Below are 22506 nucleotides of genomic sequence, written 5' to 3' on the forward strand. Positions count from 1 at the left end.
AAACGTTGGCTCATGTTCTTCTATAATAGAAGAAACATGATTAATATTGTTTGTTGACGCTTGTTTGTTTAGTTTTCAAAGAGCAATTCGTTTGTGCCACCGAAGCGACTCAACTAATATATCATGGTTTCACATTCATTGTCAACAACATTTTTAATTTCTTTTATGTTGTAGACGAAAGTGTTTATGATAAAAACCACTACAATCACTACATCTTTTTGCGACTGTTTTTATATAATACCACCCTGCCCAATTAGAGTCAACCTTTTTTCTATAAATTTATCACAAAAAAACAAAAGGTCCCCGAGTTGCTCTGGGGACCTTAGTTTATTAATTTTTACTAATTTCAATAATCTCTTCTTCAGCCATGTCGATATTTCCTGTTTTCTTAAGAGTAACGCTCTCACCCTCAGTTAGGTTTGTAAATACGATTGGCGTAATAATGGATGTTGCATTCTGCTTGATATAGTCTAGATCAACCTTTAATAAAGGCTGTCCTTTTTCAACTTTATCATTTTCATTGACCAATGTTTCGAAACCTTGGCCTTTAAGAGTAACCGTATCTATTCCAACGTGAATTAAGATTTCGCGGCCACCGTCCGACATGATCCCTAAAGCATGCTTTGTTGGGAATAAATTGACGATTTTACCGTTTACCGGTGAAACAACTACCCCTTCAGACGGAACGATAGCAAAGCCATCTCCCATCATCTTACCAGAGAACACAGCATCTGGAACTTCCGTAATAGGCTTAATCTCACCTTTAAGTGGTGAAACAAAGGCCTCGTTTACCTTACTGCCAGTTTGGTCCCCACTATCATGCTCTTTCGTTTGTAGTGCTTCAGGATTCACCTCTTCAATCTGCTGTTCCACTTCTAACGCTTGATTGGTTTCAACTGGACGAGGTCTCTTTCCACTAATGATATCTTGCATCTGTCCTTTAATAGTTTCTGAACGAGGGCCAAAGATTGCTTGAATGTTATTTCCTACTTCAAGGACCCCAGCTGCCCCTAGCTTTTTCAATTCTTCTTTATCTACTTGTTTAATGTCGTTTACAGATACACGAAGACGAGTAATACAAGCATCTAGATGAGCAATGTTTTGTTGGCCACCCATCGCTTCAAGAACATTGTAAGGTAAATCCCCAGCTTGTCCTTTTGTGCCTTCTTGTGCCTCTTCCGCATCTTCACGACCTGGAGTTTTCACATTGAATTTTACAATGATAAAACGGAAGACAAAATAATACACAACTGCATACGCTAGACCTAATAGGATCGCAATCCACCAAGGCTCTCTTCCCGGTAGAATTCCGAATAGGAAGAAGTCAATAAACCCTCCTGAGAAGGTATAGCCAATATTCACACTAAGAACAGTCATTAATATAAACGATAGACCGTCGAGCACTGCGTGAATAAAGAATAAGAGTGGTGATACAAATAGAAACGAAAATTCAAGTGGCTCTGTAATCCCTGTTAAAAAGGAAGTTAATGCCGCTGAACCAAGTAATCCAGCTACAACCTTTTTCTTTTCAGGTCGTGCAGTATGATACATCGCCAGTGCTGCAGCAGGTAAACCAAACATCATAACTGGAAATTCCCCAGCCATAAAGTTACCAGCCGTTATTTCTACCCCATCTTTTAATTGTGCAAAGAAGATTGTCATATCCCCACGAACTAGCTCACCAGCGGCATTCGTATAGGAACCAAACTCATACCAGAATGGCGCATGGTAAATATGGTGCAATCCAAATGGAATGAGCAACCTTTTAATGAATCCAAAAAGGAAAACTGCAAAGTAAGTTCCTTCTTCAATCAACCAAAGAGAAGCACTATTCATCACACTCTGGATAGACGGCCAAATGAATAACAGTACTAATCCAGCTAAAAATGAAAATGCAGCTGTTGCAATTGGTACAAATCGCTTTCCTGCAAAGAACCCAAGGAACGCTGGCATTTCAATATCATAGAAGCGATTAAAGCTATAGGCAGCGATAAGACCTACGATAATCCCTCCAAACACACCTGTTTGAAGTGTTGGAATCCCTAATACACTAGCAAAACCAGGATCGCTTGAAGCCATTTCCGGGGTAACACCTATCCAAGAACCCATAACCTGATTGAAAACTAAATAGCCAACAAGTGCGGCGAGACCAGCCGCCCCGTCATTCGCTATCCCTACAGCCACACCAAGGGCAAACAATAGAGCTAAGTTTCCAAATATAACACTACCCGCGTCTTCCATTACTTTGGCAACGAGCTGAATCCAGTCAGCTTGCAGAAATGGAAGCAAATCTAGCATTGTTTCTTGTCGCATGGCATTTCCAAACCCTAACAACAAACCTGCCGCAGGTAAAAGAGCAACTGGAAGCATTAGCGCTTTACCGACCTTTTGCAAAACGCCAAAAAGTTTTTTGAACATATAAATCCTCCTATCCATTTTTACTTATCAAGGATTAGTAACAAACATTAGACCAATAAAAAAAGGCATGAGCGAGAAAACAATTAAAGGAAGTTATGGGTAATGTACCCATAAACAGGGTATTTTACCCCATTTACTTCTTTTAACTATCTTCTTCACTCATGCCTGATCGTATCAGTAACACGTAAAGTAGAATAAGTACTATTTTATTTTCTTCTGAAGCCTTTGTAAATGCATGGTGAGATACACCGCTTCAGCATCAAAAACTGGTTTTCTTAATGTTTGTTGCATCACTTTAACAAGTTTCCAGGAAAGATTATAACATACTGGGTATTCTTCTTTCAATAGTGCTGTAATTTTTTCTGGTTCTTCTACCTTTTCCCCATTTTTTACTCGTTCAATCGCAAAGCGGAGGTGCCTGACTAACCTCATGTAGTCTACGCTTTCCTTATCTATTTTAAAATGGAATTGTTCTTCAATCATTTCAATTAAATGCCCAATTAATTGAGAATGCTGATTTACCTCTGATAATTCTTTATTGGTTAACGCACTGTGGATATGTAAAGCGATAAACCCTGCCTCACCTTCAGGCAAATCCACTAAGTTTTTCTTTCTAAACAAATCCAGTACGTCTTTCGCAATCTTATACTCTTTCGGGTATAGCGCTTTCGTTTCGATTAAAAACGGATTGCGAATTTCCATCCCTTGAGCCAGGCGAGCAACGGTAAAAAGTAAGTGGTCGGTTAACGCTACATGGATATGCTCATTCAATTCCTTCTCTCCAGCTTCGTTATTAATTAGTTGGATTGCTGAGATGATTACTTGTTGCAATTCATTCTCTAAGTACGGGAGCAACTTAATGTAGTTTTTCTGTTCCTTTTGGTCTTTTAAGACAAAAAGTTTTTCGGCACTATCAGAATCAAAGGTTTCACTTTGTTTACGATTAAACCCAATTCCCTTTCCAATCAATACAACCTCCCCATATTCAGGGTGGCTCGCAATTAGTACGTTATTATTCAAAACTTTTTTTATTAGCAAGCTAGCCATTTACATTCCCTACTTTTACAATTCGCATAATATTCTCATGGTATATAAGCAACTAGTGCTTGTCAATCAATAAAGCAATCGGTTTCATTATAGTAAAAAAAAGGAATCCAACTTGATAGCTGGACTCCTATTTCTTGATTTAAGTCAGGAAAACAAAATATAAAACAAAGATGATAAATAATAGGTACATAATCGGATGTATTTCTTTTGAACGCCCTTTGATGATCATTGTAATTGGATAAAAGATAAATCCAGCAGCAATCCCTGTTGCGATGCTATAGGACAGCGGCATAATAATGATGGTCAAAAATGCTGGAACAGCAATCTCAAAACGTGCCCAATCAATCTTTCCTAATGATGCAACCATTAGGACCCCAACAATGATTAATGCTGGTGCCGTTACTGGTGAAGTAATGACTGATAATACTGGAAAGAAGAACATTGAAAGGAGAAAGAATCCCGCTGTAACTAGGGCCGCAAAACCTGTTCTTGCTCCAGCAGCAACACCTGATGACGATTCAACATAGGAAGTGACGGTTGATGTTCCTAAAACAGACCCTACAATGGTAGCTGCTGAATCTGCTGCTAAAGCTTTCCCTGCTCTTGGCAATTTATTATCTTTCATTAAACCTGCTTGGTTCGCTACCCCCACCAAAGTTCCCGCCGTATCAAAGAAATCTACAAACATGAAGGTAAGGATAGTAGCAAGCATTGTTGTTGTATAGAAAGAAACATCACTAAATGCTGAAAATAGAGCGCCGAATGTAGGCTCAAGACTTGGAACTGCACCAACCACTTGGTCCGGTGTTTGAATCAATTGGAAAATCATGCCGACAATCACCGTAATAATCATTCCAAAGAATACAGCTCCGTTGATTCCACGAGTCATCATAATGACCGTTACAAGTAGACCAAAGATGGCTAAGAGCGTTTCTGGTTTCGTTAAATCTCCTAAAGCAACGAAGGTAGCAGGGTCACTCACAATGAGCTCTGCATTTTTAAGACCAATAAAAGTAATAAAGAGTCCAATTCCGGCACTAACCGCATATTTTAATTCTGAAGGGATTGCATTAATGATTTTTTCGCGCAATCCTGACATTGTTAACAGGAGGAAGGAGATTCCTGAAACAAAAACTGCCGCAAGCCCATGTTGCCATGGAGCTCCGTTTCCTAAAACAATGGTATAAGCAAAGAATGCATTTAGACCCATTCCTGGTGCAAGTGCAATTGGGTATTTCGCCCAGAGTCCCATTATTATGCTACCTAATGCAGCTGATAGCGCTGTAGCAACGAAGACTGCACCTGTATCCATCCGCATGGCATCAGGCAGGTCTGGTACATCCGCAAGAGTTAAAGTCAATGGATTGACGACTAGGATATAAGCCATCGCCAGAAAGGTCGTTAGCCCTCCGATGAATTCACGACGGTAATTCGTTCCTAACTCCTCAAATTGAAAATATTTTTTCATCTAGTTATTCCTCCCTGATTATCCATTCACCCCAAAAGAAAAACGCACCGAGAGTATCGGAGCGTTGACAGTAGCTGTATATTGGAAAAGAAAGGGATAAAAAGTAAAAAAGATTATTGCAAATACACCCTAAACTTTTCACAATCAGCGTAGTCAAGCTCTTTACGGTAGCTCGGTAGAAACTTTTGGGCCATATCCCCAAGATTATACGACGATATTGTGGTTATTTATTAATTTCATCTTTATATTAACAGGTATTTCTACCTAGGTCAATTAAAAAGACGAACATTTTTAAATGTTCGTCAATAAATGTTCGTGTATACTTTTTTCTTTCTACTCCCACTCAATCGTTGCTGGTGGCTTGCTCGTAATATCATAAACAACACGATTAATATGCTGCACTTCGTTTACAATCCTTGTTGAAATTTTCTCAAGTACATCCCATGGAATTCGTGCCCAGTCTGATGTCATCCCATCGATGGATGTAACAGCTCGGATTCCGATCGTGTAATCATATGTTCTAGCATCACCCATTACTCCAACGCTGCGGATGTCAGGTAAGACCGTAAAATACTGCCACACTTCACGCTCAAGACCCGCTAATCTGATTTCTTCTCTTAAAATCGCATCCGATTCGCGAACAATTTCAAGCTTTTCTTCTGTGATGGCTCCTAAGACACGGATTCCAAGGCCTGGTCCTGGGAATGGCTGACGCCAAACAATTTCGTCCGGAATCCCAAGTTCGGTACCAAGTGCTCTCACTTCATCCTTAAACAATGTGTTCAACGGCTCGATCAATTTAAATTGCATATCTTCTGGTAATCCACCAACATTATGGTGTGATTTTATCGTCTGTGCGGTTGCCGTACCACTTTCGATAATATCGGTATACAAAGTCCCTTGGGCAAGGAATTCAATACCCTCAAGTTTTGTTGCTTCATCATCAAAAACATAAATAAATTCGTTCCCAATGATTTTCCGCTTCTTCTCTGGGTCTGAGACTCCTTCTAACTTATTAAGGAAACGATCCTTAGCATCTACTTTAATAACATTCATATTAAAACCTTCAGAGAATGTCTTCATAACTCCCTCTGCCTCATCCTTACGAAGCAGACCATGGTCAACGAAGATACAAGTTAGCTGGTCACCTATCGCTTTATGAATCAGAACTGCAACCACCGATGAATCGACTCCACCGCTTAGCGCACAAAGAACCTTTTTATCGCCGACCTCTTGACGGATTTTCTCCATTTCAATTTCAATAAAGTTTTCCATCGACCAATCACCAGTACAATTGCACACATTGAAAACGAAGTTCTTCAACAGATCATTTCCATACACAGAATGCTGTACTTCCGGATGAAATTGAACAGCGTATAATTTACGGTCTTCATCACTCATTGCTGAGATTGGACAAGAAGGATTGACACCATCAATTCGGAATCCCGGAGGTGCCTCGGTAACCAAGTCACCGTGACTCATCCAAACGGTTTGTTCAGCTGGTGTGTCTTTGAAAATTGAACTCAGATGATTTAATGTTAACAAGGCTTTCCCATATTCACGGTTGGTTGCTGGTTCTACTTTGCCTCCGAAATGCATTGTCATTAGCTGCATTCCATAGCAAATGCCCAATATCGGCAAACCTAGCTCAAAAATCTCCTCATCACAACGGAATGAACCATCATCATAAACACTATTCGGTCCACCAGAGAAAATGATTCCTTTAGGGTTTAATTTTTTTATCTCAGCTGCTGTAATGGTATGGGGATGAAGTTCACTGTAAACCCCAAACTCTCTAATTCTTCTCGTAATCAATTGATTGTATTGACTACCAAAGTCTAATACGACAATCATTTCCTGATCCTGCAATTCCAATTTGTTTGACAAGTCGGTCACCCCAATTAGTAAGTTAAATTCTCTTACGACTAAGTACAAAAGCCCAAGCGCCTTGGTCAGCCCCGAGGGGCTAGACGCTGGAGCTGGATGCAGACGTTACCCACACCCAGAATATCTTTATTTTTCCGCAAAAACGAATAAAAAAAACTAGAATTCTCCCTCGTCATATGACAAAGGCAGAATTCTAGTTAATGAATACACTCTGCCTTCATAGTCAAATCATTTACGGTGATTTGGTAGAAACTTTCGATCCATATTATCGAGTATATACGAAGGTACACCTATTAAATTACTAAATTATTGTACCAATATATTAATTTTTAGGTCAAGTCACTATTTTTTTCATCAACTCTTCCCACATTTCTTTCGTTTCTGACCATGTACCATCTTTCAAATTTCCACGATAGAGAAATTGTTCGTATCGGTCTGTTAAAACTCTCATTTCTCGCCCTTCTAAACGGGCATCTACTACTCGCGCATACTCTCTTAAGGTTTGACCGGATTTCCGTTTTAACCCGAAACGTTCAAGTTGGGATAATAAAGTTATATATGCAGATGGAAAATGCTTATCCTCTTTTTTAGATTTATAAATAAAAATGTAATAGTGCGGGAGCCATTTCCCTCTGGTTAAATACGTTCCTACCCCAATAATAAAAGCGAACAATAGGATTATTCCCTTATGTTGATCTTTAAAAAAGTTCCCAACCTTTCCCTTCCATTGGTTGCTAATATTATCTGTAAAACTAGCCGAGCTTCCTGCCTCTTCTAATTCAGGAGGATCTGGTATAGGAGCAGTTGTTTCCTGTGTTTCTTCCATATCAACTGGAGTCACTCTATTTGTTTCAGAGCTGAACGCGATATTGTTTGAGAAGCCCTTAGTCGGCTCAAAAGGTACCCAACCTACTTCAGGAAAATAGACTTCAACCCAGGAATGAGCATGATTATTTGTTACTTCATACATGCGATTACCAGAGTCTAGGGTTCTAATGTAATCACCAGAAGTATAGCCCTTGACCCATCGGGTTGGAATATCAAGCGTCCGTAGCAACACAGCCATCGAAGTAGAAAAGTTATCACAATAGCCCCGCTTCGTTTCAAACAAAAACTGAGCTACATAATCTTCCCCTTCTTCTGGAACCTCCACATTAACCTGGTCATATACAAATCCATTACTATGAAAATAGTTTTCAATTGCTTCCACCTGATCATACCAGTTCTCCTTGCCTTCGGTAATCTCCAAAGCCAAGTCTCTAACACTAGAAGGTAGGTTCTCCGGAAGTTGAGTATAGTTATTTAAAATATAGTTCATATAGTACTCGTCTTTGGAAGGCATTCCGTTTTGTAATGTCTCCACCTGAAAAGAAGGCACCTTATACTCGACGGTATAAGAAGACGGAGCTTCAGGCTCAAGGTCCCTAAAAGCGGAAATTCTTTCGGTTAAAGGGCTTAACCTGTATAAGTATAATTCCTCTGTTTCCACCTTTACTACACCGTGTGGATATTGAATATGTCCGTAATCAAATTGATTAAAAACCGTACTAGATTTGGTATCTTCAGGATCCTTTGAATGAAAGGATGTGATGGGGATAGGAGAATTTTCACTAAAATCGAGAAAGGAATTTTCATTAAATGAATCTGGTACTAGAACATTCCAACCTTTCCCAGTGTAATGGTCCTTTGTTTCTACCTTCCAATAGTGACGTTGTTCCATCTCCGCCCTGAATACTACCGTACCATCTCCTACAAACGGACCACCTAAATTTGAATCATCACTCCCATACCCTGCTCGTCTCTCACCCTCTCCTCCATCCCCATTCTTATTTATTAAAAAGGCTGGAACTGGGTCTGGCCAAATTGGCTCTGACTTTGGTGCTGCATACCCAATGAATGCGCTACCTGCAATCATAATGGCTAACGGCACCACCCACTTCCTTGTAGGAAGATTTTTCAACTGGATGTTTTCCCTCTCAACCAACCGATAAAACGTAAGCATTCCCATGATTGAAAATCCAACAATCCCGCTTCTTACAAGGGCTCCATCTCCCTCATAGGGAGTAAAGGTATCGAGAACCGTAATAAAGAGTATTGTCATAAAAAAGAAAACTAAGATTCTCCTTGTCTTAAGGATCCAATAGTGAATGAGATAAGCCATTATCCAGAGAAGAATAAAGAATAATAACGTACGGAATGGGTTTGATAGCCCCATAAAATCCCCATTCCAGACTAACCCTAGGTTTCTAGTTACATCTGTAAAAAAAGTGCCCAGCCAAGAAACGTTCAAAATGGATCCATCATAATAAATGGATTGAATTTGAAGCAGGATATACACCAGTTTGACTAACCACTTTAGTAAGGGTGGTACATTTAGAAAAGCCAGTATTAGGGCTAAGATAATAAACCCCAAGAATACCCCTAAATTTCCTGTATCTGTGAGCTGTTCTACTGGCCGTAACCATTCCCAAAGCAAGAAAAAGGAGAAAGTGTAAAGGAGAAAGGTGGCAAAATTCATCTGAACCTTTGTCGAAATCATCCTCCACTCACCTCCGAAAGATTCTCTGCAAAGTGACCTTCGTGCATAAGGTTCACTTGGATCCCCTTAGCGCGAGCTATACTGGCTAAATGACGTTCTTCTTTACTAAAAACATCATGCTTCCCTTTTATCAAAAAAATAACGCTGTTCCCACTTCTGCTTGAATAAAAGGCTAAACGTTCAATCAACTGATCTGTTAGTTTTCCTGTTACAAGCATAATGGTGCTCGTTTGACTTCCACCTAAATCCTCCGAAGCAATTATTTGGTCAAAGGGCGTGGGACATTTACATTGTATCTTTGCCAGCTGATAAAAAAGCTGCTGCTGATGACTTTCCCCTCCCTTAATTGGGGACCGGAACCGTTCATCACCGCAAGCAAGGAGACCGATTTGCGCCCCTTTTTTAAGGATGGACCTAATCATTGACGCTGCGAATGTAACAATCCCTTCGAAATGTGGGTCAGGTGCACAATCCATCGCTAGCAAAACGGCCTGTGACTTTCTCTGTTCAAACTCTTTTGTCATAAAGTCATTCCGCTTCGCAGTTGCCTTCCAGTTTATCCAGGAAAAGCGGTCTCCCGGCTGATACTCACGGACACCGACTGACATGGTCGTATCACGGTGAACTTGTTCATTCGTTGCAGCTGTCCCTTGGTCAAACTGACTATTTTTTAGCCTGTACATCATTTCCTCATAGGCGGGATAAACAACCATTTTATCTTCAATCATGATAAATCGTTCTTTCTCAATGATTCCAAATAGATCTCCCGTTTTAATACGTATCCCTTTAAATGTATGTTCCCCTCGATTTAGCTTGTCTAAAGTATATTGAAGATGCAGCTCTTTCCTAAACCATGGAAATATAAGTTGCTTTCTCTGCGTTTGGTCCCCGTTCAAAGAAATAACCCCATTCACCTGCTCTTCCACAATGATATAGAGTAGTGGAAATGGAAACTTTCTTTTAAGGGTAAGATTCACTGTTACTTCCTCACCGAAGTTAAAGATTTTATGATCAAACTCCCTTTTCCCACTAAAATCAGCTAACGGATAGAAAGCTAGAAAGAAAGAGTAGAGAGCAAATGGCAAAAAGCTATAAAAAAGAAACCAACTTCCAAATCCACCTTCAAACATGGCATAAGAGAAGGTTAGGGCAATGAGTAGCACTAGGAGAGTTAACTTCCAGACTTCCTTCACCTTTTGAGAGAATTGTCTCATTTACTTCACAAGCCTTTGTATCGGTACTGGCACAGAGGCTAACACTTCCGTTACAATATCTTCGGTAGAAAGGCCTTCATACCGAGATTCTGATTTTAAAATTATTCTGTGGGAGAAGACAAATGGGGCTAAATATTGGATATCATCTGGAAGAACATAATCCCTTCCTCTACTAAAAGCTAAAGCTTGGGCCGTTTTCATCAAGGCAATCGACCCACGAGGGCTAACTCCAAGATAAACTTTAGGATGGGAGCGGGTTTCTGTAGTAAGGTTCACAATATACCGCCTGATGGACGGATCCACATAGACATCCATCATCTCTTTTTGTAATTTTTGAAGCTCAAGTAAATCAACAACTGGCTCTAGGTCCTCAATTGGTGGAACCTTTTGGGCCCTATTCAACACTTCGATTTCCTCATGTACCGTTGGGTAGCCCATTTTCATTTTAAGTAGAAATCGGTCTAACTGGGCCTCAGGAAGTGGATAGGTTCCTTCATATTCAATAGGGTTTTGGGTGGCCATAACAAAAAACGGCTTTTCAAGCTTATGGGTCACTCCATCCACCGTCACTGAGTTTTCTTCCATCCCCTCAAGGAGCGCTGACTGTGTTTTCGGTGAGGTTCTATTAATTTCATCCGCGAGAATAATGTTCCCCATAATTGGACCCGGACGAAATTCGAATTCCATTTCCTTTGGATTATAGATGGATACCCCTGTCACATCTGAAGGAAGTAAATCTGGAGTAAACTGTATTCGTCGCAACTCAGCACTGATTGATTTTGCCAGTGCACGGACCATCATCGTCTTTCCAACACCTGGTACATCTTCAAGAAGAACATGTCCGCCTGAAAGCAGTGCAACAAGACTTAATTCCGCCACGTCTCGTTTCCCTGTCATTACTTTATCAATATTGTCTAATATCCTTTCAATTGCAGGGTTGATTTGAGTACTCACTTCTGTTTCCTCCCCTATCGCTTGTTTATGTAATAAAACTTTAGATTCATTTTTGTTTCTTTAATTATACGTCATTTTCCCTATTTTCTGTTAAATTAACGATAAACTAGAATAATAACTTTTTGTAAAATTAAATACCTTTTTTTATACAAGACAGATGGTAAACCTGGGTGGGATATAGAATGTATTAAATCAACCTAAACAAAAAACCCCTCACCAAGAGGAGTTTTGAAATCTTTGATCGATATTAGAACTTATTTTTAATCACAACTTGGGGTACGAACAGGTTTCTTCTTGGTTTTAGATTATCAATTATGATATCTGCGACGTCATCTGCTTCCATGAGATTTTTGGTTTGCTCCTCACTGTAGATTCCACTCCAAAATTCTGTCTTCATTCCACCCATATATGCTCCATATACCTTTACCGAAGTATCTTTTAGTTCAGCTAATAAACTTTCCGTAAAGCCTTTGACACCAAATTTACTTGCACAATAGACGGACTCAGTTACTTTTCCTTCTAATCCCGCAGTAGAGACAATATTGGCGATTATGCCTTTATTTCTTTGTTTCATATTCGGTAGGACTGCCTGTGAACAAAAGATTGTACCTTTTAAATTAATATCAATCATATCATGCACAGATTTCTCATCAATTTGTTCAGCTAAGGCGAATACACCTGTGCCAGCGTTATTAATCAATAAATCGATAGGTCCAACCTCTTGATAAATTGCCTGAAAGACTTTGTCCACTTCTTCTTTTACCGATACATCCAGTTGGTAAATTGAATATTCATTATGTAAAAGGTCCGCAACATTCTGTAACTTTCCTTCATTGCGTCCAAGTAGGCAGATGTGTGCACCCATTTCTGAGTATTTCTTTGCCAAGGAAGCTCCTAAACCGCTCCCAGCACCAGTAATAACGACTACTTCCTGATCCATTGTCCTCAATCCTTTATGATTTAATAGTTATACTGCTCCTATCATTCCCAACCAAAAAGCTCCTCATAAGTTTAGACAACTTGATGAAAAGCCTTTGTTAAAGTTCCGTTTCCAAACTTTATCCGAAGGAAGACTATTGGGGCACCTATGATATTAACATTAGCATTGGCTCTTTTCTCAAACTTTGTTGTTTTTCATAAGCAAAAGTAGCTTCGAACCTGTTGAATCCAAAGTTAATGAGAGTAATGAGTGCCTGCCTATGATTGCGATAATGTCCCCACCAATAAACGACATGTTACACGTGAAACATGTTGAAGTTCGTCGATTAACTATTCTTCTAATAAGTAGACCACCCTCGGTTTTAAGGTTGGTAAAGGTAAGAACGATGTATTGTCATAGATTCGTAAAAATAGCTAATAGCAAAAGGGTGTAGCCAAATAGGCAACACCCTTTTTCATTCTTTGTCCATTTAACTGGACATTGTATGCCAATCTCTATTTCAATTATACATAAGCCAATTGTTTAACCACGTCTTCTCCAGATCGGTTATTCCTTCGGCCATCTTTGAAGACCACTTCTCCCGGTGTGATACAATCTTGAACAGGACAGACATTAAGGCAAAGATGGCAGCCAACACAATGGTCTTCAAGAATGATTGGCTTTCTGTTTTCATAATCCCATTCGATTGCCTGATGAGAGCCGTCAAAACAAGAGATATAGCATCTGCCACAACCTACACATTTACTTTCATTAATAGTAGGGATGATTTGGAAGGATCTGTCCAACTCTTCCGCAGGAATGATATTTTTTGTAGCAATGCCTACTAGTTCATTTAGTGAATCAATCCCACGCTCATCCATGAAGTGACTTAATCCGCTAATCATGTCTTCGACAATACGGTACCCATACTGCATAACAGAGGTGGTGACTTGAACATTACGACAGCCGAGGAGAATAAATTCCAAGGCATCTTGCCACGTTTCAATCCCGCCAATTCCGCTAAACTGCACAGTTTGTAAATCTTCACACTGATTCATCTCGGTAATGAATCTTAAGGCAATTGGTTTAACCGCATTTCCGGAGTAACCCGAAATAGAGGACTTACCGTTGACAACTGGTTTTCCTGTAATATTGTCCAAATCGATGTTGGCGATGCTTTTCATCGTATTAATGGCGGAAATTCCATGTGCCCCGCCTTCTGCTGCAGCAATAGCTGGAACAGTCATCTTGGTAATGTTTGGCGTCATCTTGGCCACAACCGGAAGATGGGTATGATCTACCACTGCCTTCGTATACTGGCGCACTAGATCCGGATTTTGACCAACATCAGAACCCATCGCATGGCTTGTCATCTGTGGACAGGAAAAGTTCAGTTCAAGCATATCCGCTCCTGCCGCTGTTACAGCCTCAGTAATTTTTATCCACTCCTCTTCGGTGGATCCCATAATACTGACACCGATTACTTTGTTAGGATATTTCTTTTTCAGCTTTTTAATTTCTTCCACGTTCTGTTCTAGTGACATTTCTGAAATTTGCTCCATATTTTTAAAACCGTTCCACTGTTGGGAACCATCTGTTAATGTATCAAATCTCGGTGAGCACTCGTCCATCCCTTTTATTCCGACTGTTTTATAAAATATTCCTCCCCAGCCGGCATCAAGTGCTTTAGAGATTTGCTCTGCATTATTGACTACAGGCGAAGATGACAAGAAGAACGGATTTTCACAACGTACCCCTAAGAATTCAATGGATAAATCTTTTTTCATGGTATGCTCCAACCTCCTCTTATTTGAAAGACTCCATAATTTTTGCAGCAGCGATTCTACCTTCACCAATTGCCTGAACAGCTGTGTTTCCGCCATTGGCCATATCTCCACCGATAAAGATATGCTCCGATTCCTTTAGGGAACATGTATCCTCACTCATTTTTTGCCCAACTGCCAGGATGACTGTATCACACTTTAATAGAATCGTAGATTCGTTCGTAATATGTTGAAATTTAACTTTTTCTACTTTTCCATTGCCGATAAATTCAACTGGTTTGAATTCAGAAATTAACGAAATTCCCAATTTAAAAACAAAATCCTTCTCACTCTGAACGGCAGGTGCTCCTTCCAAGGATTCTAGGAAAACATTATAGATGCTAGTTGCACCAAGGAGTTTACTTGTTGCCGCACAGTCCATACCGACATCTCCGCCTCCAATAATAACTACATCACCAAGAGGAGCCATTTCTTTATGGTTTTCTTTCGCTTGTGCTAAGAAGTCAAGGGCTAATACAACGCCAGGAAGATCTGCCCCTGGAATAGGCAGCTTCTTCGGTTGCCATGTTCCTGCACCGACAAAGACTTGATCATATTCCTGCTGTAAATACTTCAATTCAGCAGGTGTAACTCGATGATTAAGTTCAAATTTGACACCTAGTTTTTCAAGCTGACTAATATCCTGATCTAGCACTGAATCCGGCAAACGGAAAGGTGGAATTGTATAGCGAAGCATACCGCCTATTTTTTGATGTTCTTCAAAAATAGTCACCTCAACCCCTTCTTTGGCTAAATCTGCCGCACAGGCTAGACTGGCAGGTCCTGAACCAATGCACGCAACACGTTTACCGGTATATGTATCCTTTTTAGATAAATAGGTTTTATCTAATGCTCTTTCATGTTCCATCGCAAACTGTTGAAGCTTTCCAATCTGAATTGGACGATCAATACCAGTGCGGCTGCACTCCTTTTCACAAAGTTTTTCCTGAGGACAAATCAAAGCACAGCTGGCACCAAGGATATTGTTTTCACGGATGGTTTCTGCTGCACCATTCACATTTTTAAGGCGAATACTGCGTATGAATTTTCCAGGGTCTGTTTTGGCCGGGCATCCCTTGCTGCATGGTGCATCCTCACATAGTAAACAGCGAGAAGCCTCTTCCATTGCTCTGCGGAAATCATAAGCTTCTATTTTTGTTGGTTCATATTCCAAAACTGAAGTTCGAGTCATATCATAAACCTCCTATTTTTATTCACTCATTAACTAGCAGAAACTCTTAAGCCTATCACTCAAATGATTCATCCTTACCATTACCATTACGGTATTTTTGGTTGAAGCCTCCGGGGCGCAAGCAATAACTCCTTTCTAACGGAAAATTCTTGTGAAATGTTGAGCATGTTTGTTTTATACAGTCCTAGTTTCACTTTGTATTCCCAAACTTTAGTACTTACAAGATTATTTTATTACTAAAAAAAGGAATGTAAACAACTTCGTTCATTAATTCACAATACTTTCTTAACAATATTCCTACATATCTTACATTTCTAAACATTGGAACTTCATTCGAATGGTAAACATAAAAAGAAGCTTCTCATAAGCTCAATGAACTTATAAGAAGCTTCTACCATTATCCATCCTATTTTATTAGTCAAAACAAGATACTTTTATTCCATTACTTTTTCTTAATTCTTCAACTTACTCGTTACCATTTGGTCATGTTTTGGCAAAAACCTCTGGCCCCAAATTGAAAAAGCAGCTCCAAGTTTCGTACATAAGAATCCGAGTACGGCCCCACATACTAAAGATATTACAAGAATTAACCAGTTCCCGTTAGCAGCAAACGTCGAGAAACACCCCATAAAGATTCCCGGCGTGTAATTAATCGGCAATACTTTTGCGCCCAATACACACATAAGGCAGGTAACAAGCCCGCTGAAAATAGCAGCCCCATTAGGTATTCCCGTCATATTCGTTAATAATAGGATTAACATCCCACAACCTACGCCTGCGATATTACAGAGCATAGCTTTTCTCATATCTTTGCTCCCGCCTGCTCCAAGGGTAAAATACGTGGTGCACCCAGCAAAGCCTGCCCAGCCCAATAACCCAAGAGGCGTAGAAATTAAGGTCCACAATCCACACAACAAACCCGTTGCTATTATACTAGCCATTAGTACCACCTTTCTGATGAACAATTATTATTGTAAAATACTTAGCATAAAAATCAATACAATTCTATTTCCACTTTTAATTACACATTTCTAGCGCTCATAAGGTAATTCTATTCCTATGAAATAAGGGAGTAAATACATCTATCCATTCGTTCACAATAATTTCTTAACATTATTCTTACACTACTTAACATTGGCACGACCTATTGAATGGGAATGGGAAACTCAATAACGTAAGAGATAAACAAGGGTAGGCTTAGAGGTGACTATGAAAGTGACTAGAACACTGTGGCGACGAGACAAATCAAATGTGTTTTATCATTAACATTAATACTGTAAAAAATGAAAAAAGAAGCCTCTCATAGGTTTGCTGAACTTATAAGAGGCTTCTACTAAAATGCAGTATTCACTCTTATCATTGAGTGTTTGTAATTTCTTTAATGTGGGTTCAAAAATAGGAGGTTCACCAGCTAAAACAAATGCAGCTCCGTAACCAATGCCCTTGCACATGCTACTTTTTGTTGATTTTCCACTGATAATTAAAAGGGAAACATACTAAGAAACTTTGTAAGTTCTCATTGGGTGCATTAAAATTTTTAAATAATGGATGATACATACTTGGGCATCGAATCTAACTGACTCACATTCTTTTTCTCACAGCATATAGTAAAATAAGCTTTTTATGAATGGAGGAATCATTAGTGCCTGTTTCTGTTATATTTAATCAAATAAATGTTTTAAGTATGTCTTCCAATTCGATTATTGCCTCGGGCCAGAACAGCCACCCCGACTGGAATGCTCAAGGGAAATTTAATTCGGGTAATGGGAATTCTGTAAATGCCGTAATCTTAGGATGTACAAATATTATTAATGATCAAGATTTATGTGATACTCCTATTGCTCAGCCGGAGAATATTAATCCACAACCAGTTTCTCAGATCTAATATGTCTATGAATATAATCTTTAGTAATATCAATATTACTTCTATATCATCAAATTCTGGAGTTTTTACCGGAAATAATTCACAAATAAATTGGCAGATCAATCGGAAGTGTAATAATGGATTAGGAAAAATGATTGGATATCAAAATGTAGCTGCTCAAGTTGTTAATATCATTGATGATAATGATTTGATTGATGCGAATTTCTCTCAATATCAAAAGGAAAATAACCAGGTTGTTATACAGAGTTAATACCCTCCTTACCATCTTTAAATAGATGGTTTTTTGCTTTCAAGGAATTCATTATATAAAGCTTGCATATCGTTATATAAATGGGAATTTTAAGACCTTATATGTAAAGAGGAGTAATAAAGATGGTTAAAATTCAGTACAAGTCAATTAGGGTCCAACATATCACAAGTAGTTCAGGTGTATTTTTCGGAGACAATGTCCAATATCATTGGAGAGTTCAAAAAAAGACTTCTGAGGGGTTCGGCAATGTGAAGGGCAGCGGAAATATAATAAACAGGAATACAACAGTCAAAAAAGAGAGGAAAACGTAATTTAGCTATTGTTATTGAAGGGTTGTTGATTATCTTTATCATCATTTAGGACAATATGTGTATTGTTGGATAGCTTATTTTCATTTCCAATCACCTCCCCGAAAGCTGAATTATTTCTTTTGATTATTGACCTCCAATAAAACTGATAATTTTTACCAATAAAAACCCCTGAATTATCCTCAATGTTACTTACGGTGATATCCTCAAACGTAATCTGGGGGGCAGTAATCTCAAATTTCATCATTTCCTCACACCAATCAAATGAATGTATAACACATGATATGTTACAAATGTATAAAGCGATAATTATAAGGGATGAGATCATATGGATTTAAATGAAAGAACCATTATAAAAATCCTTCAAAATATCGAAAAAAGGATATCTCACATAGAGGAAAAACTCAATGATGAGCAGAAAAATTATAAGTTGCATATTAAACATGTAGAGAAATTGAATCTTGAAAACTTGTCCTATCATTTGGAGTCTATAGATGTTAAAGAGGTAAGTGGCATCTTAAATATAGGAAACACCCTTCCGGAGGATCGTTCCACAACAAGCCAAAAGCAAAAGCTGAGAAGTAAACAAACACCAAAAAAGGAAGACATCTCTATCATCATTAATGAAAAGAAAATCCCATACAAATTTGTTGAAAGAGAAGAGGAGAATAAAGCAAATGAACGGAATCCCCTTTCCTCTATATTCACAATCGGTGATATTCATATTGGAACCATTGAAGATGCCTCAGCAGTGAACTTCGGAAACAATTTCCCAACAGATTTTACAAGTAACAAAAAACACAATCAAGGTTTTGGGAATATTCTTGGAAATGAAAATGACATTCATGATATACAGTCCCTTATGGAAGAAAAGGATGCAGTCGATGTATATCATGACAATCAAGCGACTCCTGATGATAAATGGTTGGAGATGCTTTTAAAGAGTAAAGAGGAGGAAAATTCGGGAGGAGGATAGATATATCACTATATTTTTCCATTTACTTTCACATTAAACTACATAGATACTGTTTTTTTTTGCTTTTTTTGGCCTTTTATACGGGATTAAAGAAATACAACAGAGGCTTGGACATACAGATATTAATACCACAATGAATATTTTTGCTCACATAACCGCCAATATGGAAGAAAAGGCCTCCCAACAGTTTAGCAAACTGATGAAAGACCTTCTCCTATAGTTAGGGTTTTAAAGCCCTAATTACATCATGCCGCCCATGCCGCCCATAGCGCCCATGTCTGGCATTCCGCCGCCTGCACCTGCTGGTTCTGGCTTATCTGCAACAACTGCTTCAGTTGTTAAGAACATAGCCGCAACAGAACCTGCGTTTTGAAGAGCAGAACGAGTTACTTTAGTTGGGTCAACGATACCCGCTTCAATCATGTTTACCCACTCAGCAGTAGCAGCATTGAAACCAACGCCTACTTCTTCACGCTTTAAGCGGTCAACTACAACAGATCCTTCAAGACCAGCGTTGTGTGCGATTGTACGTACTGGCTCTTCCATTGCACGTAGAACAATGTTGATACCTGTAGCAACATCGCCTTCAGCTTCTAGCTCAGCAACTTTATTGTATACGTTTAGAAGGGCAACTCCACCACCGGATACGATCCCTTCTTCAACTGCAGCACGAGTTGAGTTTAAGGCATCTTCGATACGAAGTTTACGCTCTTTTAATTCAGTTTCAGTAGCGGCACCAACTTTGATCACTGCTACACCGCCTGCTAATTTAGCAAGACGCTCTTGTAATTTTTCACGGTCAAATTCAGAAGTTGTTTCTTCTAATTGAACGCGAATTTGGTTTACACGTGAACCGATTTCAGCACTGTCTCCAGCACCTTCGACGATTGTTGTGTTTTCTTTTGTTACAACAACTTTCGCTGCGCGTCCAAGAGAATCAATTGTTGCTGATTTCAAGTCACGGCCAAGCTCTTCTGTGATTACTTCTCCACCAGTTAGAGCAGCGATGTCTTCAAGCATCGCTTTACGACGGTCACCGAAACCAGGAGCCTTAACAGCTACTGCATTGAATGTTCCACGAAGCTTATTCACTACTAATGTAGCTAGTGCTTCTCCTTCAACATCCTCAGCAATCATCAACAATGGCTTACCTTGTTGAACAACTTGCTCAAGAACAGGAAGAACTTCTTGGATGCTCGCAATTTTCTTGTCAGTAATTAAGATATATGGATTATCTAGGACAGCTTCCATTTTATCAGAATCAGTTACCATGTAAGGAGATGCATATCCGCGGTCGAATTGCATACCTTCTACTACATCTAATTCTGTAGTGAAGCCTTTAGATTCTTCGATTGTGATAACGCCGTCGTTCCCAACGCGTTCCATAGCTTCAGCAATTAGTTGACCAACTTCTTCATCAGCAGAAGAAATCGCTGCAACTTGTGCAATGGATTCTTTGTTTTCAATTGGCTTAGAAATTGCTTTAAGCTCTTCTACAGCCGTTTTAACTGCTAGCTCGATTCCTTTGCGGATACCCATTGGGTTAGCGCCTGCAGTTACGTTCTTAAGACCTTCGCGAATCATCGCTTGAGCAAGAACAGTTGCAGTTGTTGTACCGTCTCCAGCAACATCGTTCGTTTTGCTAGCAACTTCAGCAACTAGTTTTGCACCCATGTTTTCGAATGCATCTTCTAATTCGATTTCTTTTGCAATGGTTACACCGTCATTCGTAATAAGTGGTGAACCAAATTTCTTCTCAAGAACCACGTTACGTCCTTTAGGTCCAAGAGTAACTTTTACTGCATCTGCAAGTGTATCAACACCACGTAGCATTGCGCGACGTGCTTCTTCACTAAACATAATCTCTTTAGCCATTACTATTTACCTCCTCAAATTATCAACATTCTAGTCTATTTTTTCGGATAGGTTATTAACCTACTACAGCGAGAATATCACTTTCGCGTAAGATCAAGTACTCAGTACCTTGATACTTCACTTCTGTACCACCGTATTTTGAGAAGATGATGCGGTCCCCAACAGCAACTTCTAAAGCTACACGCTCTCCGCTTTCTAGAACACGGCCAGAACCTACAGCTACAACTTTACCTTCTTGAGGTTTCTCTTTCGCTGAGTCGGGTAATACAATACCGCTTGCCGTTTTTTCTTCAGACTCAACAAGCTCGATAATAATACGATCTCCTAGTGGCTTGATCAAGTGAAACAACCTCCTCAAATAATATGTAATGATTTTATTTATTAGCACTCGCCTCTGCAGAGTGCTAACACAATTTATATATTAAATAATCGCCTACATTTTTGCAAGCATCAAGCTGAAAATTTTTTCATTTTTCCCACCTTTTTTAGTGAGATGGGAAAGGTGCGTGTTGATTTCGCTTTATGCACGAGTGGTTCGCGGGTCCGTCCGGAAGCTCTCGTGCCGCTTTCACCTAAAATAGGCATTAAAAATTAACCCATCGCCCTCTATCAATATTGCCAAGAAGACAAACTTCATACCTCGATCATTTAATATGTAGAGGAGATGTACAATATTTGAACTTCGACCAGCTTTCCTTGTAAAATAAATAGATAGCCTTTGTAAAGGAGATAAAACTATTGAAAAAGGAATACGGGTTTATTTTAATTGCTTATATCATTATGCAATTATCTAGTTATATTGGGGTTCCCCTTGTGTTATTAATCGGAACAGCTATGGGAAAAAGCACGGTTGAAATGCAGTCTCTTTCCATCCCTTATTGGCTAGTGATTAGCTTTGTTGCTACGTTATTCATTGTCCTGTACCTCCTTAGGGGGGAAATGAAAACAGGGAACGAACTTAGAAATGCAGCACCCGTACCCACTTCTATAGCCTGGGCGATTTTCGGCGTATTCCTCGCTTTATTTGCGCAAAATATTGCCGCTAGAATTGAGATGGCTCTGGGAATTGAAATGGGGTCTGAAAATACGGAACAGATTATCCATCTGATTGAGACATTTCCCATTGTGATTCTAATCAGTTCGGTTATCGGTCCAATTTTAGAGGAGATTGTTTTCCGAAAAATTATTTTCGGCAGTCTACATAAACGACTGGGGTTCGTCCTGTCCGCACTCATCAGTTCAGTGATCTTTGCATTGGCTCACTTTGAACCGGAGCATGTGATCTTATACTCAGCAATGGGGTTTACCTTTGCTTACCTTTACGTCAAAACAAAGCGGATCTTGGTTCCAATCTTTGCTCATGTTGCGATGAATACCATGGTCGTTCTCGTGCAATCAGTATTCCGCGAGGATTTGGAGAGACTGATTAAAAAAGCAGAACAAATTCAAAGTTTTATTGGAGGATACTTTTTATGAAACAATCGCCTTTATTTTCAGGCATTGTCTATATTGCGTTAGGTTTACTATTCACCTATCTTGCTGTTGCTAATGTGACTGAAACTGGCTGGGGCTTCTTCTCCTATGTTTTAGTTTTACTTGCAACATTTGATATTGGGTCTGGAATTCGAATGATTCAATTTCATTTCAAACTAAAACAAATTCAAAAAAAGTCATAAGGACTACCTTGTCATACTTATGAATGAAAAACGAAACAAAGGCCTCCTCCAATTCGGAAGAGGCCTTTGTTAATC

General features: G+C 39.3%; 18 protein-coding genes, 1 pseudogene and 2 riboswitches. Of the genes and pseudogenes, 5 read left to right on the forward strand and 14 right to left on the reverse strand.

Annotation, left to right across the window (positions count from 1 at the left end; all coding sequences use genetic code 11):
• Positions 1 to 330: 330 nt before the first annotated feature.
• From ptsG to H0185_RS22465, 11 genes are all read right to left on the reverse strand, one after another.
• A complete protein-coding gene (ptsG, locus tag H0185_RS22415; RefSeq protein ID WP_221875732.1) occupies positions 331 to 2418 on the reverse strand; it encodes a glucose-specific PTS transporter subunit IIBC in 2088 nt (695 codons plus the stop codon).
• Between the two features lie 201 nt (positions 2419 to 2619).
• Positions 2620 to 3465: a glucose PTS transporter transcription antiterminator GlcT gene (glcT, locus tag H0185_RS22420; protein ID WP_221875733.1), complete on the reverse strand. Its 846-nt coding sequence runs from the start codon at positions 3463 to 3465 to the stop codon at positions 2620 to 2622.
• Between the two features lie 139 nt (positions 3466 to 3604).
• On the reverse strand, positions 3605 to 4933 hold the full coding sequence (locus H0185_RS22425; RefSeq protein WP_221875734.1) for an NCS2 family permease: 1329 nt from the start codon (positions 4931 to 4933) through the stop codon (positions 3605 to 3607).
• Positions 4934 to 5063: 130 nt separating this feature from the next.
• Positions 5064 to 5165, reverse strand: a riboswitch (purine riboswitch).
• Positions 5166 to 5266: 101 nt separating this feature from the next.
• Positions 5267 to 6820, reverse strand: coding sequence for a glutamine-hydrolyzing GMP synthase (gene guaA / locus H0185_RS22430; protein WP_281427672.1), 1554 nt, complete (start codon positions 6818 to 6820; stop codon positions 5267 to 5269).
• A 200-nt stretch (positions 6821 to 7020) separates the two neighbouring features.
• A riboswitch (purine riboswitch) is annotated at positions 7021 to 7122 on the reverse strand.
• A 32-nt stretch (positions 7123 to 7154) separates the two neighbouring features.
• Positions 7155 to 9359 (reverse strand): transglutaminase TgpA family protein, encoded by a 2205-nt coding sequence (locus tag H0185_RS22435; protein ID WP_221875735.1) that lies wholly within the window; start codon positions 9357 to 9359, stop codon positions 7155 to 7157.
• The gene (locus H0185_RS22440; RefSeq protein ID WP_221875736.1) at positions 9356 to 10573 is read right to left on the reverse strand and encodes a DUF58 domain-containing protein; all 1218 of its coding nucleotides are present in this window, start codon (positions 10571 to 10573) and stop codon (positions 9356 to 9358) included. Before H0185_RS22440 ends, H0185_RS22435 begins: the two co-directional genes overlap by 4 nt.
• Positions 10574 to 11527 (reverse strand): AAA family ATPase, encoded by a 954-nt coding sequence (locus tag H0185_RS22445; RefSeq protein ID WP_221875737.1) that lies wholly within the window; start codon positions 11525 to 11527, stop codon positions 10574 to 10576. It abuts the gene before it with no gap.
• 247 nt (positions 11528 to 11774) lie between these two features.
• Positions 11775 to 12467, reverse strand: coding sequence for an SDR family oxidoreductase (locus tag H0185_RS22450; RefSeq protein ID WP_221875738.1), 693 nt, complete (start codon positions 12465 to 12467; stop codon positions 11775 to 11777).
• A gap of 503 nt (positions 12468 to 12970) precedes the next feature.
• A complete protein-coding gene (preA, locus tag H0185_RS22455; protein WP_221875739.1) occupies positions 12971 to 14233 on the reverse strand; it encodes an NAD-dependent dihydropyrimidine dehydrogenase subunit PreA in 1263 nt (420 codons plus the stop codon).
• A gap of 19 nt (positions 14234 to 14252) precedes the next feature.
• Positions 14253 to 15461, reverse strand: a complete 1209-nt coding sequence (locus tag H0185_RS22460) for an FAD-dependent oxidoreductase (RefSeq protein ID WP_221875740.1) — start codon at positions 15459 to 15461, stop codon at positions 14253 to 14255.
• A 452-nt stretch (positions 15462 to 15913) separates the two neighbouring features.
• Entirely contained in the window at positions 15914 to 16402 is a 489-nt protein-coding gene (locus H0185_RS22465) for a DUF1097 domain-containing protein (RefSeq protein WP_221875741.1), read from the reverse strand.
• 701 nt (positions 16403 to 17103) lie between these two features.
• Between H0185_RS22465 and H0185_RS22470 the strand changes: the two genes are divergently transcribed.
• A complete protein-coding gene (locus tag H0185_RS22470) occupies positions 17104 to 17346 on the forward strand; it encodes a hypothetical protein (protein ID WP_221875742.1) in 243 nt (80 codons plus the stop codon).
• 562 nt (positions 17347 to 17908) lie between these two features.
• On the opposite strand, the gene H0185_RS22475 is transcribed toward H0185_RS22470, so the two are convergent.
• Positions 17909 to 18151, reverse strand: a complete 243-nt coding sequence (locus H0185_RS22475) for a hypothetical protein (RefSeq protein WP_246629378.1) — start codon at positions 18149 to 18151, stop codon at positions 17909 to 17911.
• Between the two features lie 81 nt (positions 18152 to 18232).
• Here H0185_RS22475 and H0185_RS22480 point away from each other — a divergent pair, with 81 nt between their 5' ends.
• Together H0185_RS22480 and H0185_RS24160 are read left to right on the forward strand one after the other, a co-directional pair.
• Positions 18233 to 18880, forward strand: a complete 648-nt coding sequence (locus tag H0185_RS22480; protein WP_221875743.1) for a hypothetical protein — start codon at positions 18233 to 18235, stop codon at positions 18878 to 18880.
• A gap of 82 nt (positions 18881 to 18962) precedes the next feature.
• Positions 18963 to 19100: pseudogene (locus H0185_RS24160) on the forward strand (site-specific integrase); the annotation flags it as partial.
• A gap of 20 nt (positions 19101 to 19120) precedes the next feature.
• Here H0185_RS24160 and groL read toward each other — a convergent pair.
• The gene (gene groL / locus H0185_RS22485; RefSeq protein WP_221875744.1) at positions 19121 to 20755 is read right to left on the reverse strand and encodes a chaperonin GroEL; all 1635 of its coding nucleotides are present in this window, start codon (positions 20753 to 20755) and stop codon (positions 19121 to 19123) included.
• 55 nt (positions 20756 to 20810) lie between these two features.
• Positions 20811 to 21095, reverse strand: a complete 285-nt coding sequence (groES, locus tag H0185_RS22490; RefSeq protein ID WP_221875745.1) for a co-chaperone GroES — start codon at positions 21093 to 21095, stop codon at positions 20811 to 20813.
• Positions 21096 to 21493: 398 nt separating this feature from the next.
• Between groES and H0185_RS22495 the strand changes: the two genes are divergently transcribed.
• Together H0185_RS22495 and H0185_RS22500 are read left to right on the forward strand one after the other, a co-directional pair.
• Complete coding sequence (locus tag H0185_RS22495) at positions 21494 to 22231, forward strand: CPBP family intramembrane glutamic endopeptidase (protein WP_221875746.1); 738 nt, start codon at positions 21494 to 21496, stop codon at positions 22229 to 22231.
• The gene (locus H0185_RS22500; RefSeq protein WP_221875747.1) at positions 22228 to 22431 is read left to right on the forward strand and encodes a YdiK family protein; all 204 of its coding nucleotides are present in this window, start codon (positions 22228 to 22230) and stop codon (positions 22429 to 22431) included. The genes H0185_RS22495 and H0185_RS22500 overlap by 4 nt, the downstream gene beginning before the upstream one ends.
• The last annotated feature ends 75 nt before the right edge of the window (positions 22432 to 22506 follow it).

It is taken from the genome of Mesobacillus maritimus (assembly GCF_019749255.1).
GTDB classification, from domain to species: domain Bacteria; phylum Bacillota; class Bacilli; order Bacillales; family Cytobacillaceae; genus Mesobacillus_B; species Mesobacillus_B maritimus_A.